Raw genomic sequence first — 14,279 nt, 5'->3', positions numbered from 1 at the left:
ACTCATGACGAAGACTTTCAGTCTCTCCCTCCTACTGTTGTTCGCGTCCTTTGCAGCTTTCGGCTGCACCCCACCTCCTGGCCCCACGCCTTCGCCGAGCAACACGTCTGCAGACCATGCGGATCATGATCACGCCGATCACGATCATGAACATGAAGATCATGACCACGAAGCCGCGCCTGCCGCCGAAGAAATGAAGCCGGCTGCCGACGACGCCGCTGCTAGCGAGAAGCCGGCCGAAGTTGCCGCAACGCCGGCGAAGGAAACGGAAACCGCCGCCGAGGCCAAACCAGAGATGCCGGAAGCGGCGCCTGCGGCCAAAGCAGAAGTCGCCGCGCAACCGGCCGCCGAGGCCAAAACGCAAGTCGCTACCGACGCGAAACCGCCCGGCAAGGTCGACCCGCAAGATTGGACCTATGTTCGCGGACCCGAATACAACGGTTACTCCCGCGCGACCGGACTGCCGGACGACTTTGATCCCGCCGGCGGCGAAGGGAGCAACGTCAAATGGATCGCCGAAGAATTTGGCTCGCGCAGCACGCCGATCGTGATGAACGGCAAGCTCTACACATTGTGCGCCGCCGAACAGGGCACCAAACGTGAAGGGGAGCGCGTCGTTTGCTTGGACGCTCAAACCGGCGAATTTCTCTGGGAAAATCGATTCAACGTTTATCTCTCGGACGTGCCGGTCGAACGCGTCGGCTGGTCGGCGGTCGTCGGCGACCCCACCAACGGCAAAGTCTACGCGTTGGGCGTTTGCGGACACTTCCAATGCATCGACGCCGAAACCGGCGAGACCGACTGGGTTCATAAGCTGCACGAAGAGTATGGCCTGCTGTCGACCTACGGCGGACGCACCAACTTTCCGATCGTGTTTGAAGATCTGGTGATCGTCAGCGCGGTGGTGATCGGTTGGGGCGACATGGCCAAACCGTGTCACCGCTTCATGGCGTTTAACAAGAACACCGGCGAAATGGTCTGGTTCAACGGCACGCGTTTGCTGCCGGACGATACGACCTACAGCGCCCCGGTCATAGCGACCCTTAACGGACAAAAGGCGATGGTCTTTGGTTCCGGCGATGGTCAGTTCTGGGCGTTTCAGCCGCGCACCGGCAAACCGATCTGGAACTACGCGATGTCGATGCGAGGAATCAACGCTTCGCCGATCGTCGACGGCGACACGGTCTATGTCGGCCATAGCGAAGAAAACCTCGGCGATATCTCCTCGATGATGGGGAACGTCGCTGCGATCAACGGCGCGTTAACCGGCGACATCACCGGCAAAGGCCTGCTCTGGCAGCAGCCCGAAATCATGATGGGCAAAAGCACGTTGCTGAAAGTGAACGATTACGTTTACGCTTTCAACGACGCGGGCAAAATCTTTGGTTTTAACGCCAAGACCGGCGAATCGGTCGGCAAGCGCGTTGCGGTCGGTCGCGCCATGCGAGGCAATCCGCTCTACGCCGACGGCAAGATCTACGCGTTTGAAGCGAACGGCTACTGGGCGATTCTCGAGCCGCAGGAAGATGGCTCGCTGGATGTTCTCAACAAGGGCCGTTTTGACGACGTCGAAGTCAACGGCTCGCCGATCTGCGCCCAAGGGCTAATCTATGTGCCGACCTCCGGCGGCATCTATTGCCTGGAAGATCCGACGCTGGAAAAAGGGTTTACGGGGCTCCCTCCCGTCGCTCCGGAAACCCCGGTTAGCGACAACCCGGAAATCGATCAGCTGCAAGTGACCCCGTTCGAGGTCTTGCTGAAGCCGGGTCAGTCGCAACAGTACGAAGTCGCCGCGTTCAACAAGTTGGGTGAAAAGCTGGACGCCGATCTGAGCGGCGTAACGTTTGAGCTGACCGGCCCCGGCAAGATCGACGCCAAGGGACTTTACACCTCGGAAACGAGCGACGCTCACACCGCAACGACGATCACCGCCAAATTGGGCGAAACGACCAGCACGGCCCGCTTACGCACGATTCCGGATCTTCCTTGGAGCTTTAACTTCGACGACATCGCGCTCGACTCCACCACCGGCGTCGGTCAACCGCCGGTCACTTGGGTTGGCGCTCGCTATCGTCACGTCGTTCGCGATGTCGACGGCAGCAAAGCGATGGTCAAGATTTCGACGATTCCGAAAGGAACGCGGAGTCAATCGTGGATGTCGAGCCCCGAACTGCATGACTACACGATTCAAGCCGACGTCAAAGCGCAGAAGATGGACGATGGTCTGCTACCCGATATCGGTCTGATCGCGCAAGGCTATCAGTTTGTTCTGAACGGCAACGACAAAACGACGCAAGTTCGTACTTGGGTGACCCAGCAGCGGATGGCGAAGTCGAAACCGTTCACGCTGGAAGCGGACGTTTGGTATCGCTTGAAGATGCAAGTGACTAACGAAAGGGACACCGCGATCGTGCGCGGCAAAGTCTGGAAGAAAGACGAAGCCGAGCCGGCCGATTGGACCATCGTCGGGGAAGACACCTACCCCAACCGCGACGGCAGCCCTGGTTTCTTTGGCAACGCGACCAACGCCGAAATCTACATCGACAACGTTTCGGTCACGCCCAACGACAAGTCGTAAGACGCGCGGCGCCTGACTTTCTTTCCCCCCCAAAAACAATCTCCTACCCTGAAGTTTTCGGAGCTGTTATGCAAAACAAGCCATTCTTGTCGACTGTCGCCATGTTCTGCGCGGCGCTCGCCGGCGCGATCATCGCGACGGTGTTGCCGTCAGGCCAAGCGGACGCCGAGCCGGTCGCTGTCAACGCGCAACCCAAGTCGTCGGAAAAAATGGAACCCACCAAAGATTGGCCGATGTGGGGCGGCAACTCACTGCGAAATAACGTCCCGGTCGCGACCAACATTCCGCAGGAGTGGGACATCGGTCGCTTTGATCGCAAAACGGGCGAATGGGATTCGTCCAAAGCCGAAAACATCAAATGGGTCGCCAAACTCGGCAGCCAGTCGTACGGCAACCCGGTCGTCGCATCGGGCAAAGTGTTTGTCGGCACCAACAACAGCAGCGGCCTGCTTCCGCGCTATCCTTCCGACGTCGATCTCGGCGTGTTGGTTTGCTACGACGAACAGACCGGCGACTTCCTCTGGCAACATTCGAGCGAAAAGCTGTCGACCGGCCGCGTCCATGACTGGCCCCTGCAAGGCATCTGCTGCGCTCCGTATGTCGAAGGGAACCGTCTCTGGTTTGTAACCAGTCGCGGCGAAGTTCGCTGCTTGGATGTCGAAGGCTTTTATGACGGCGAGAACGACGGCCCTTATAAGGACGAGAAGTTCACCGAAAAGAACGAAGCGGACGTCATCTGGGTCTTTAACATGATGACCGAGCTCGGCGTCTCGCAGCACAACATGTGCTCTTGCTCGATCGCGGCGATGGGAGACATCCTGTTCGTCAACACGTCGAACGGCGTCGATGAGTCGCACATCGTGCTTCCCTCGCCGCAAGCACCCAGCTTTATCGCGATGGACAAGAACACCGGCGAAGTCCTCTGGACGGATCGTTCGCCTGGCGAGAACATTCTGCACGGCCAATGGTCGAGCCCGACGATCGCCGAACTGGGCGGAGTGCCGCAAGTGCTGTTCGCCGGCGGCAACGGTTGGGTCTACTCGTTCAAGGCCGACAAAGGCCAAGACGGCAAGCCCGAACTGCTGTGGAAGTTTGACGGCAACCCGAAAGAATCGAAGTGGGTGATCGGCGGACGCGGAACTCGCAACAACATCATCGCGACCCCGGTCGTCTATGACGGCAAAGTGTATGTCGCCGTGGGACAAGACCCGGAACATGGCGAAGGGGAAGGTCACCTCTGGTGCATCGATCCGACCAAACGAGGCGACGTCAGCCCACAGTTGGCGATGAAGGTCGAAGGGAGCTCCCGCGTGCCGTTGCCGCATCGCCGCATTCAAGCGGTGATCCCGGAAGATGGCGAAGTCGCCGTCGACAATCCCAACAGCGCCGTGATCTGGCACTATGCCGGCGGCGACGAAGATGGCGACGGTCGCATCAGTTTTGAAGAAACGATGCATCGCAGCATCGGCACCGTCGCGATCAAAGACGACATCCTCTACATCTCGGACTTCAGCGGACTGCTGCATTGCCTGGACGCTCAGACCGGCAAACGGCACTGGACGTACGACATGTTGGCCGCCGCGTGGGGATCGCCGTTGATCGTCGATGGTCACGTCTACATCGGCGACGAAGATGGCGACGTCTGCGTCTTCAAGCTGTCGGCCGATCCGGACGATGCCGAGCCGATCGATGAGATCAACATGGGCAACTCGGTCTATTCGACCCCGATTGTCGCCAACGGCGTGTTGTACATCGCCAACAAAACGCATCTCTTCGCGATCGCCTCCGAAGAAGAAGAATAAATCGCCGTCGCGGTTACCAATCACCGCGCGGCGCCATCCAAGAAAGCGAGAAGGACCCGTACCTTCTCGCTTTTTTTGTTTTCACGTTCCTTTGCTATCGCGAATAGCGGTTTCGATCCATGACCAAAAAAGTACTTGATGTCGGCAACTGCGGCCCTGATTTTCACGCGCTCAAATCGTTTGTCGAAAGACAGTTTGGCGCCAAAGTGCTACAGGCCGACGGTCCCGAAGATGCGCTCGAAATCCTCCACCGCGAAACGATCGATCTGGTGCTGGTCAACCGGAAACTCGATCGCGACTACACCGACGGGCTCGAAGTAATCAAGCAAATCAAAGCCGATCCGGCGGTGTCAGAGACTCCCACCATGCTGATCACCAATTACGAAGAGCATCAGCAAACCGCGATTTCGGCCGGCGCCGTCCATGGTTTCGGCAAGCTGTCGATCGGCAAGAATGAGACGATCGCTCTGCTAAAACCCTATTTGGGTTAGTCGATAAAGCCAGAGTTTCATGGCATCTTCCGAGAAACTGGCTTAAGATGAACGCTCGGTCGGCCCATTGAGGCGCACTGCGCGGTCGTCGCGTTGGGTCGGCCGTTCCCTCTTCTGCCTAAGAACGCGGTCGACGAGCGTTCGTCCGACTCGCCCCCATATCGCTACTTTTTGCCACAGGAACAACACGATGCCACGCTTGCACTGGATTCTCATGCTCTCCGCCGCCGGTCTGATCGGCTGCGAAGCTCCTGCCCCGGTCGCGGAAAAGCCGGCCGAAGAAACCGAAGTTGTCGAGACCGTCGTTGTCGAAACGCCGGTCGAAACGCCGGATGCCGAAGAAACTCCGATGGTCAAAGCCGCCAAACCGAAAATGCCGGCCGAAACTCCGGCGGAAGTTCCGGCCGCAGAAGAAGCTGCTCCGGTCGAAGCGCCGAAAGCCGAGATGCCGGCTGAAAAGCCTGCCGCCGAAGCGCCAGCCGCGGACGCAGCTCCCAAAGTAGAAACTCCCAAGGCGGAAATGCCGGCCGAAGCTCCGGCGGAAACGCCTGCGGCGAGCGAAGCCAAAGTTGGCGCGGCGCTGGATGGGGACGTGAAGTTGGACGCCAAGAACACGCTGATTCAATTCGTCGGTACGCACAGCGGCGACAAGCCCGATCCGCGGACCGGGAAGTTCGGCGAGCTGACCGGCACGGCGACCTTCGCGGAAGGCGCGCCGCGCGAGATCAAGGTTGAAATCAAGACCGAATCGCTGACGACCGAGATCGAAAAGCTGACCGGCCATTTGAAGAGCCCTGACTTTTTCAATGTGCGTGAGTTCCCCGTCGCCAGCTTCAAGACGACCGGAATCGAATCGACCGAACCCGGCAAGTTCGCCATCACCGGCGATCTGACCCTGCTGGGCGAAACCAAGTCAATCACCTTTCCGGCGACCGTGAAAGATGGCAAGTTAAAGGCCGATTTCAAGATCGATCGGACCGAATACGGCATGAACTACGATGTCAGCAAGGTCGAAAAAGAAGTCGCGATGACGATTGAAGTCACCGCCAAGTAAATCCGAGCAAAAAATTCGTGCCGATTACTCTGAACGAAGCTCTCTATGGATTCGCGGCTCCGGCGCTGGTCGCAGCCGCGATCTTTTGGATCGCCCAACGTTTTCTCTCCGCAGAAGCTCGCGAGCGCTGGCCCGCCGCGCTGGCGATCGTCGCTGGCTTTGCAACCAGCTATGCGCTGCTGCAGCTTGGCCCCTGGCAACCAACGTCGCACTGGCACTGGACTCCGTACGCGCTGTTTCTAACGGCGCTGATCGGACCGGTCGCAGCGGCCAACGGGATCACGCTGGTCGAACGTATCTTGCTTTATTTCGCCGCGGTTTGGATCGCCGCTTGGTTCATTGTGCCGACCTATGCCGATCTAGAACCGTCGCGCACCATGCATTTGATCATCTGGCCCCTCTGGATGCTGGTGATCGCGGCTCCGCTCGACGCGCTGTCGCGCCGGATGAACGGTCCGTTGTTGCCGACGATCGTCACCATCTCGCTGGCGGCCGGCATGCTCGTGGTGCTATTGTCGGGCAACGCTAAGCTGATGCAGATCTTGGGGATGGGATTCGCCGCGATGGTGGGCGTCACCCTCGGTTCGTTGCTCTCCCAAGAGAAACCGGCGCTGCTGGGCGCCGCGCTGCCGGTCACGCTCCTCTCAGGCGGCTATTTGTTGGATGCCCGCGTGCAGTCGTTCAGTGGCGTACCTCTGATCTGCTATCTGCTGCCGACTTTGGCGCCGGCGCTGCTGTGGATCGCCCTCTGGAAACCGCTGGCCGAACGCCCAGGTTTTAGCGGCCTTCTGTTGCGTGCGCTGCTGCCGATCATCGTCTGCAGCGTCGCGGTCGCACTGGCGATTTGGGTCGAATGGGATTCGTTCAGCGAGCACTAACAGCCGCACAAAATCGTCGGACCCGACGATGCAGCGTGCTACAATTCGGCAGATAGCTTCGCACTTTCTGCTGGATATGCCGATGATTCGTATTTTTCTGACATTCTTTGTTTTGCTCGGCGCTACGTCGCTAGCCAACGCCGGCCGCGTGACGCTGGAAGTTGCGACCGAAAAAGGGGTCGCCGTTACTGCGACCCACAAATGGGTGAAGGCGCTGCAGTCAGCCGGCTTCGACGATGTCCGTCTCCGCTCGGGTCACGGCGGCGATGCGACCGACCTTGTCGACAAAGGGTCTGGCAACTACCACATCATCGCCCTGCTCACCCCCGGCGATGTTTTGATCACGCCGGGCGGTCGCTTTAAAATGAACGACGTCGCCGGGATGCGGAGTTGGCTGGAGAAAGTTCGGGCCGGCGGTAAAAAAGAACTCGAGCGGCAAGAGAGCGTGTTCGGGCTCACCTCCCAAGAATTTGTCGCGCTCTACGAAAAGCTCTCCCCCACGGTCGGCGCCAAGACCAAAGATACGACCCCGTTTGATACGCTGCAAACGATCAACCAGCGGTTGGATGTCGAGTTTCGCGCCACTCCTTCGGTGGTCGCGCGCATGAAGCAAGGTAAGGTCCTCGACGAGTTGGAAAATGTGAGCTGCGGCACGGCGGTCGCCGCGCTGCTTCGCCCATTGGGCCTGGCGATGGTTCCCCGTCGCGAAACCGGCGGCGATGTCGAGCTGCATTTGGTCGACTCGGCCGCCGCCAAGAAACCTTGGCCCGTCGGTTGGACTCCTGACGGCAACCCAGGCCAGGTCGCCCCCGGCATGTTTCAATATCTGGAAGTTGAGATCGCCGACATCCCCGTCCAGCAAGCGGCCGAAGCGATCGCCGCGCGCGTCAAGCTGCCGCTGCTCTGGGATCACAACGGCGCGGCCGCCAAACGCATCGACATCGCGACCGCCAAAGTGAAACACCCGGCCCGTCGCACGTTCTACAAAAAGCTGCTCGATACGATCTTATTTCAAGCCAAACTCAACTTAGAAATCAAAGTCGACGAAGCAGGCCACGCGTTTCTGTGGGTATCGCCGCTCGGCAAGTAGCGCGGCCCGATTCGTGTTACCATACGGCGAAACGATTCTTTCGCCCTATCCGCTTGATAGCCGTATGAACCAATCCACTGCGACCACCGTTGACCAACTTTGCCGCTACCTCGACCAATTCGCGCCCGTGGCGCTGGCCGAATCGTGGGACAATGTCGGTCTGTTGGTCGGTGATCGCGCCGCAGCCGTCAACAAGTTGATGACCTGTCTGACGATCACGCCGGAAGTAGTCGAAGAAGCGCTCGCCGGCGGCGCCAACATGATTGTCGCTCATCACCCGCTGCCGTTTCGCGCGTTGAAGCGAATCACGGCGGACGACACCGTCGGGCGAATGTTGCTGCAACTGATCGCAGCCGGAGTTGCGATCTATAGCCCGCACACCGGTTTCGACTCAGCCGCCGCCGGCATCAACCAGCAGCTTGCCGCAGGTCTAGGCTTGACCGATGTCTCGCCGCTCAAGCCGTTCGATAATCCCGCTCTAGCGCCGCTAGGAAGCGGGCGATACGGCAAGCTGACGGCTCCGCAGACGCTCGCCCAATTCGCCGCCGTCGTGCGCGAATTTCTCCAGATCGAATACGTTCAAGTGGTCGGCGGCGCGGATCAAAAAGTCACGCAGCCCGCGGTCGCCTGCGGCGCGGCAGGCGAATTTCTGGGTACGGCGATCACCCTCGGTTGTGATTGCCTATTGTTGGGCGAGACCAACTTTCATACGTCGCTCGAAGCGAAGGCCCAAGGCGTCGCGCTCGTCCTAGTCGGGCACTACGCCAGCGAGCGGTTCGCCATCGAAACCTTGGCCGATCAGCTGACGGCCGAATTTTCTGATTTGAAGTGTTGGGCGAGCGAGCAAGAAAGTGACCCGATCACTTGGCTGAGGTGACCATTTCGCACTCGGGGGGCCGGTGTGCAAAAATCGAGCAGGTGAACGAAGGCGTGTTCGAATATGACCACGCTTGAACAACTCGAGAGTTTCTACGCCTTCGCAGCTCAAAATCTGGCATGCAAAGCCCGACTCAACCTCACTCGATGAGCGGCTGTTGCGTTGGTATGCCACGCAACGCCAGGATGAAATTCATACGGCGATTCGACAAAGAATCGCATTCCGGAAGCCCCGGAATGCGTCTACAAATGATTGTTCAGCCCAGCGCCAAAAAGACATTCAATCGCTGTTCGACTATATCTCTCAACGCTCCAGGGCTGGCGCCAAAAACTGGGCGATCGCTTTAGAAAAAACGCTGGCATCTCTTGAATATCGTGCTGCCTCTTGCGGGATTGCAGCGGAATCGACTCTCTACTCCGAAACAATTCGCGAGATCCTCTCGAGAACGAGAATGGGTCAAGCGCACCGTGCACTTTTCATAATTCGTGGAAATGTCGTGCACATCCTGCACGCTCGCGGCCCAGGCCAGGATTTTATAAGTCCCTCAGAAGTCCAGTTCCCTGATTCAGCGCCTCCCCAATAACTTTTTGAAATCCTGGATACAAATCACCCCAACTTCTTCGGGGTTTTCCACATTCTTGGCCCGCATTTGCAACCCTCGTAATTCTGCGGCATCGAACCGTAGGGAAGCCGCTCGCTGCGGTGGTATCTCTCGGATAGGTAAGATGTTACGGATAGCCGCCGCTCGGTGAAGCGTTGCTTCGCGCTAGGCGGCAGCGTAGCATGGTTTGTTTGATTCTCGGTCCCTGCTGCTGATGGAACCAACTATGAAGTCGCCTCGTGCTTTGACCGCGCTGCCGGTGTTCAACGAACGTGGAACCGTCCACTCGGTTCTGGACGAAGTGAAGCGCTATAGCCGCGACGTTTTGGTCGTTGACGACGGTTCCTCGGACGGCACCGCCGAGCTGCTTGCCGAGCGTAACGATATCCAGGTCGTGACCCACGCCAAAAATCGGGGTTACGGCGCCGCGCTGAAGACGGCCTTTGAATACGCCGCCGCCGAAGACTACGACATCGTCGTGACGATCGACTGCGACGGCCAGCACGAACCGCAGCGTATTCCCCGCTTTGTCGCCGCTTGCCAAAACGTCGACATCGTCTCGGGCAGTCGCTACCTCAAACAGTACCCCGGCGACAGCGAGCCGCCGGCCCAGCGCCGCTGGATCAATCAATTGATCACCGCCGAGATCAATCAACGACTCGGCTTTCAATTGACCGACGCGTTTTGCGGTTTTAAAGCGTACCGCGTCGAGACCGTCAGCCAGCTGCCGGTGACCGAGTTCGGGTACGCCATGCCGCTAGAGCTGTGGGTCGAAGCCGCCCGAGCCGGGCTCAACGTGATCGAACTTCCGGTCCCACTGGTTTACCTAGACGAAAAGCGTTCGTTTGGGGGCGCGCTGGACGACGGCACCACTCGGCTCAACTACTATCATCTGGTGCTCGATCGGACGATGGCCCGCGGAGAAGTCGAAGTCGACGGCGCGGCAGTTTCGCTCGGCGGCTAACCCCCCTTGGCACTAACCAAGAGGGCAAGCAGTATGACGCCAGCCGAACTTGAATATCGCTCGCTTCGCGCTCCGCGCAGTCACGGTTCGGCCTTGATCGAGCCAACCGCCGCCGAAGCGGTCCAGTTACTCCAACAGCGCCTTGATGCGCTGGCGATCGAGATCGGCGGCGTCTCGCTGGCTCAGCTGTCGCAAACGGCCCGTCGACAGCTAGTCTCGCTCGCGAGCAACTACACGTTCGCCTATCGTCCGGCGTTCGACTTGCCAGGCGACGATGCGCCGATCGTCATGGCCGGCCATCAGCCGGGGTTATTCCATCCCGGCGTCTGGTTCAAAAACTTTCTGCTCGATTCGGTCAGCCGAACCGCCGGTGCAACGCCGATCAACCTGATCGCGGACAACGATATTGTCGCTAGCCCGGCGATCGCTGTTCCCCAGGTCGACAGCGGCGGTACTTGGAACCACCGCCGCGTTTCGTTTGACGATTCCTCACCGCCGATCGCGTGGGAAGAACGGCCGATTCTCAACGCGGCGACGTTCCGGCAATTTGGCGATTCCACGGCGGAAGCGATTCGGCCGCTGGTCGACCGTCCGCTGATCGAGTCGGTTTGGCCGCGCGTGCTGCAAGCGGCCGAGTCAACCAACAACATCGGCCGCAGTTTCGCCCAGGCCCGGCATCAGTTAGAGGCCGATTGGGGACTGCAAACGCTGGAAGTCCCGCTGAGCCAGGTCTACAGCACCGAGTCGTTTGCGCGGTTCGCCCTCCATCTGTGGAGTAACGCGCCCTCCTTCCGCACAGTCTACAACGGTGCGATTGACGAGTACCGCCGGTTGCACAAGATTCGCAGCGCCAATCACCCTGCGCCCCATCTTGCTCAAGCAGGCGACCTGATCGAAACGCCTCTCTGGATATGGACCAAAGCCGACCCGCGCCGCCGAGGGCTGTTTGTCTCCCCCTCGGCAACTGGAATCCGCCTGACCGATCAGGGCGCTATCGATATTACCATTCCCGTCGAAATAGACGGGGCCATTTCGGCGCTGCTCGAACTTCAGCCCGACGTTGTTTTGCGGCCGCGCGCTTTGTTGACCACGATGTACGCCCGATTGGTGTTGGCCGATCTGTTTATCCATGGAATCGGAGGCGCGAAATACGATCAGGTGACCGATCTGATCATCGCTCGACTGTTTGGCGTGACGCCGCCGCCGATCGTCGCCGCGACGGCGACCATTCATCTGCCGATCGGGCGCAGCCGAACCGATGAAGCCGAGTCGGCGCAGATCGCGCGCTTAATGCGCGATTTGCGGTTCAATCCTGACCGTCATCTTTCTGGCAACCCGTTGCCGCCCGAGATCGAGAAGCTTGTCGAGGAGAAACGTCGCTGGCTGGCCAACGATCAACCAAGTCACTTGGCCGAGCGTCACCGCGCCCTAGAGCGCATCAATCTGGCGCTGCAAGGCGCGGTCGCCGCGCAGCGCGAACAACTTCAGCAACAACTGACGCAAAGCAAGCACGCAATGCGCAATGACGCGATCGCTTTGTCGCGCGAGTACGCGTTTTGTCTCTTCCCCGAAAAAAGTTTGCGGACTTTGCTACTGGACCTGAGCGCCGTCGCCCCTTAAGTTAAGGAAAGCTCAGCTGAACAAAGGGAATTGTCCGTTGCTTGAAGGGAGTCCAGCCCATGTGCGCGGTCCAAGCCTCGCCTCTAAGTAAGTCGATTCAATCGTCTAGCAATCGCTCCTCGAAAGCGACCCAGCTTGTCGTCGGCCGAGCGACCCAGGGAGACTCGTTTCCTATCTTCGAGATGATGCAGCGAGCGCTGCTTCGCCCGAGCGAAAACGAGTTCCATATCGAACAAGAGCGCCCCGGCTATGATCCGAGCCAACGGATTGTTTGCCGCGCCGCCGATCAAGTGGGCGCGCAGATCGTCGGGCACGTGCGGGTCATCCGCCGGAAGACGCGCCTGGCCGATCGTATCGCGACCACGTTGCATGTGGACGAACTAGCGACGGCGCCGGAACTTCGCTCGCGCGGGATCGCCGCCCAGTTGCTGGCCGAAGTCGACGCCGAACTCCAGCGCTGCGGCGCCGAGTGCGCGGTTTACCGCACCGATTCGCCCGACTACCTGGCGCGGCGCGGCTGGACAGCGCTGTCGTCGCAAACGCGCAGCCATGGCGATCCGGCGCAAATTTTGGCCAATTTGCAGCTTCCCGTCCCTTCGCGAAACTGGGAAAAAGCAGCGAGCAAGACCTCGCAGCTGTCGATTCGACTCTATCGTCAGGTGGAGTTCGCCGGGCTCACGTCGCTGTACGAACGTCGCTTTGACGACTTGCTAGGCGCCGCGGTTCGGACCCAAGAACAATGGCGCTGGTTGCTAGATCGCCGCGGTTTTCAGCAGTTGTATGTCGCCATCGACGGCGGTAACAAGCTGGCCTTGGACGACGACTCGAAGATCGTCGGCTATGCGATGACCGGCGGCGGCCAGGTGCTTGAGACCGTCACGGCGCCCGGTCGCGAGGATGTCGCGACCGAACTGCTGCGACGGATTTGCGGCGATGCGATGGAGCGTGATCAACGCGTCATCTACTATCACGCCCCGGCGGCCGATCCGCTGCATCGAGCGGTTCGCAGCGCGGCGCCGCCGCAGCGCCCTCTCTCGAACTCGACGGTGATGGTTCGCTGGCGACATCCGCTGCAATCGCTGGCCGAACATGCCGAGCGTTTTCGCGCCAATCTCGTCAAAGCCGGCTACCCGCTGCCGTGCGATCTGGGGCTGCATGTCGACGGCGAAAAGCATTCGCTCCACTTCACCGAGCGGAGCGGTTCGCTGAGCGACGGCAAGCTGGGACGCAGCTTTATTCGTCTGACGCAAAACGATCTGGTTCGTCTGTTGTGCGGCGATCTGAACGTTCCTCAGGCGCTCGACCGCGGAGACATCTTCGCTTCCACCAAAATGGCGACCGACGCCGCCGCAGCCGCGCTGAAGATGCCGTCGCTCTGGTTCCCACCGCTGGAAGACGCTTCGGCGATCTAAGCTCATTGCAGGCGGCGCAGTCGCAAGCGTTCATTTCACGCACAATCATCGCCACGCAAGGCCGTGGCAATAGCGCCCGCAAATCGGAAAAACGGCGTGTAAGCGGACTCTTAACCTGGCGCAAATCTCGGGCCGAACGGTATTGGGCCAAGGTCTGACCTACGCGTCGTTAGATCGCGGGGGGTTCGTTCGGGCGATTTTCTAGCACTTGCTTCAGGTTGTCTAAGCTGATCTGCATTTGATCGCCGATCAGCTCTTGGACAAAGATGCAAAACAGGTTGCTGGGGTAGTTCAGCGTGCCGATGTAGACCGACGTCACCAGCGTCTCGTCCTTGCTCACGAAATCGGTTTGCATGTAAGCGGGATCGGTCGACGCGAACGGCTCGGTGAAGCGAATCAGGTAATCGATCCGCTCGCCTGGCTTGATGCCGGTGATTTCCTGCTCGCCGACGCCGATATTTGGATCGTCGCTTTTCCAGGCGATCACCGCGCCCGGCGTCCCGTCATCGCCGCGGATGGTCACCTCGCGCTCGCCTGGCAGCTGGGCCCACACGCTGAATTGCTCCTGATTCTTCAGCAGCTTGATGAAATCAAACACTTCCTGCTTGGGGCGCTGGATCGTGACCTCACGCGTGATCGTAAACTGACGCGGCATGAACAGGGCCACGAAAAACGGAATCGCAATCAATACCGCCAATGCGATCAGGCTGCGGAGGACAAGTTTCATGAACGCTTCGCTTTGTTTTACGAATATCGGCCGAGAAGGAACGAGCGACGCTGCGGCGATTGTCGCTCGCTTCTTCCTGAAATCCAAGCGGCGAACCAACTTTTTTTGCGCCGCCAAATATGGGAAGATAGAAACCGCCCAGGGCTGCTCCTGGAATCCATCTCCACTGTTCCTTTGAATAACCA

12 protein-coding genes are annotated in these 14,279 nt (G+C 59.4%); 11 read left to right on the top strand and 1 reads right to left on the bottom strand.

What is annotated here, in order from left to right:
• The first annotated feature begins 4 nt into the window (after window positions 1-4).
• The 10 genes from DSM3645_RS02325 to DSM3645_RS02280 all read left to right on the top strand — a co-directional run bounded on the left by DSM3645_RS02325 (window position 5) and on the right by DSM3645_RS02280 (window position 13,367).
• Complete coding sequence (locus DSM3645_RS02325; RefSeq protein WP_002650394.1) at window positions 5-2,578, top strand: outer membrane protein assembly factor BamB family protein; 2,574 nt, start codon at window positions 5-7, stop codon at window positions 2,576-2,578.
• Between the two features lie 68 nt (window positions 2,579-2,646).
• On the top strand, window positions 2,647-4,380 hold the full coding sequence (locus DSM3645_RS02320) for an outer membrane protein assembly factor BamB family protein (RefSeq protein WP_002650393.1): 1,734 nt from the start codon (window positions 2,647-2,649) through the stop codon (window positions 4,378-4,380).
• 119 nt (window positions 4,381-4,499) lie between these two features.
• Window positions 4,500-4,871 carry a response regulator gene (locus DSM3645_RS02315; protein WP_002650392.1) on the top strand — a complete coding sequence of 124 codons (372 nt, stop codon included), beginning with the start codon at window positions 4,500-4,502 and terminating at the stop codon, window positions 4,869-4,871.
• A 190-nt stretch (window positions 4,872-5,061) separates the two neighbouring features.
• Window positions 5,062-5,925 carry a YceI family protein gene (locus tag DSM3645_RS27565; protein ID WP_002650391.1) on the top strand — a complete coding sequence of 288 codons (864 nt, stop codon included), beginning with the start codon at window positions 5,062-5,064 and terminating at the stop codon, window positions 5,923-5,925.
• Between the two features lie 17 nt (window positions 5,926-5,942).
• Window positions 5,943-6,803, top strand: a complete 861-nt coding sequence (locus DSM3645_RS02305; protein WP_002650390.1) for a hypothetical protein — start codon at window positions 5,943-5,945, stop codon at window positions 6,801-6,803.
• An 82-nt stretch (window positions 6,804-6,885) separates the two neighbouring features.
• The gene (locus tag DSM3645_RS02300; RefSeq protein ID WP_040351545.1) at window positions 6,886-7,893 is read left to right on the top strand and encodes a hypothetical protein; all 1,008 of its coding nucleotides are present in this window, start codon (window positions 6,886-6,888) and stop codon (window positions 7,891-7,893) included.
• Window positions 7,894-7,957: 64 nt separating this feature from the next.
• Window positions 7,958-8,770: a Nif3-like dinuclear metal center hexameric protein gene (locus tag DSM3645_RS02295; protein ID WP_002650388.1), complete on the top strand. Its 813-nt coding sequence runs from the start codon at window positions 7,958-7,960 to the stop codon at window positions 8,768-8,770.
• Between the two features lie 827 nt (window positions 8,771-9,597).
• Window positions 9,598-10,335, top strand: coding sequence for a glycosyltransferase family 2 protein (locus tag DSM3645_RS02290; RefSeq protein ID WP_002650387.1), 738 nt, complete (start codon window positions 9,598-9,600; stop codon window positions 10,333-10,335).
• 33 nt (window positions 10,336-10,368) lie between these two features.
• Entirely contained in the window at window positions 10,369-11,955 is a 1,587-nt protein-coding gene (locus DSM3645_RS02285; protein WP_002650386.1) for a hypothetical protein, read from the top strand.
• Between the two features lie 59 nt (window positions 11,956-12,014).
• Window positions 12,015-13,367, top strand: coding sequence for a GNAT family N-acetyltransferase (locus DSM3645_RS02280; protein ID WP_002650385.1), 1,353 nt, complete (start codon window positions 12,015-12,017; stop codon window positions 13,365-13,367).
• Window positions 13,368-13,536: 169 nt separating this feature from the next.
• Here DSM3645_RS02280 and DSM3645_RS02275 read toward each other — a convergent pair whose 3' ends face one another.
• Window positions 13,537-14,094, bottom strand: coding sequence for an SRPBCC family protein (locus tag DSM3645_RS02275; protein WP_040352013.1), 558 nt, complete (start codon window positions 14,092-14,094; stop codon window positions 13,537-13,539).
• On the opposite strand from DSM3645_RS02275, the gene DSM3645_RS31105 reads away from it, so the two are divergent.
• Window positions 14,093-14,272 (top strand): hypothetical protein, encoded by a 180-nt coding sequence (locus DSM3645_RS31105; protein ID WP_237564741.1) that lies wholly within the window; start codon window positions 14,093-14,095, stop codon window positions 14,270-14,272. The two genes, DSM3645_RS02275 and DSM3645_RS31105, sit on opposite strands and share 2 nt — an antisense overlap.
• Window positions 14,273-14,279: the final 7 nt, after the last annotated feature.

This window comes from Blastopirellula marina DSM 3645 (genome assembly GCF_000153105.1).
Lineage (GTDB): Bacteria > Planctomycetota > Planctomycetia > Pirellulales > Pirellulaceae > Blastopirellula > Blastopirellula marina.
Note: the sequence above shows the minus strand (reverse complement) of the source record. Positions and strands in the feature narration are given on the sequence as shown.

What these genes read in the sequence shown, in the direction of transcription:
- DSM3645_RS02325 (WP_002650394.1), top strand. Translation starts at nt 5, where the DNA reads ATGACGAAGACTTTCAGTCTCTCCCTCCTACTGTTGTTCGCGTCCTTT.
- DSM3645_RS02320 (WP_002650393.1), top strand. Translation starts at nt 2,647, where the DNA reads ATGCAAAACAAGCCATTCTTGTCGACTGTCGCCATGTTCTGCGCGGCG.
- DSM3645_RS02315 (WP_002650392.1), top strand. Translation starts at nt 4,500, where the DNA reads ATGACCAAAAAAGTACTTGATGTCGGCAACTGCGGCCCTGATTTTCAC.
- DSM3645_RS27565 (WP_002650391.1), top strand. Translation starts at nt 5,062, where the DNA reads ATGCCACGCTTGCACTGGATTCTCATGCTCTCCGCCGCCGGTCTGATC.
- DSM3645_RS02300 (WP_040351545.1), top strand. Translation starts at nt 6,886, where the DNA reads ATGATTCGTATTTTTCTGACATTCTTTGTTTTGCTCGGCGCTACGTCG.
- DSM3645_RS02295 (WP_002650388.1), top strand. Translation starts at nt 7,958, where the DNA reads ATGAACCAATCCACTGCGACCACCGTTGACCAACTTTGCCGCTACCTC.
- DSM3645_RS02290 (WP_002650387.1), top strand. Translation starts at nt 9,598, where the DNA reads ATGAAGTCGCCTCGTGCTTTGACCGCGCTGCCGGTGTTCAACGAACGT.
- DSM3645_RS02285 (WP_002650386.1), top strand. Translation starts at nt 10,369, where the DNA reads ATGACGCCAGCCGAACTTGAATATCGCTCGCTTCGCGCTCCGCGCAGT.
- DSM3645_RS02280 (WP_002650385.1), top strand. Translation starts at nt 12,015, where the DNA reads ATGTGCGCGGTCCAAGCCTCGCCTCTAAGTAAGTCGATTCAATCGTCT.
- DSM3645_RS31105 (WP_237564741.1), top strand. Translation starts at nt 14,093, where the DNA reads ATGAACGCTTCGCTTTGTTTTACGAATATCGGCCGAGAAGGAACGAGC.
- DSM3645_RS02275 (WP_040352013.1), bottom strand. Translation starts at nt 14,094, where the DNA reads ATGAAACTTGTCCTCCGCAGCCTGATCGCATTGGCGGTATTGATTGCG.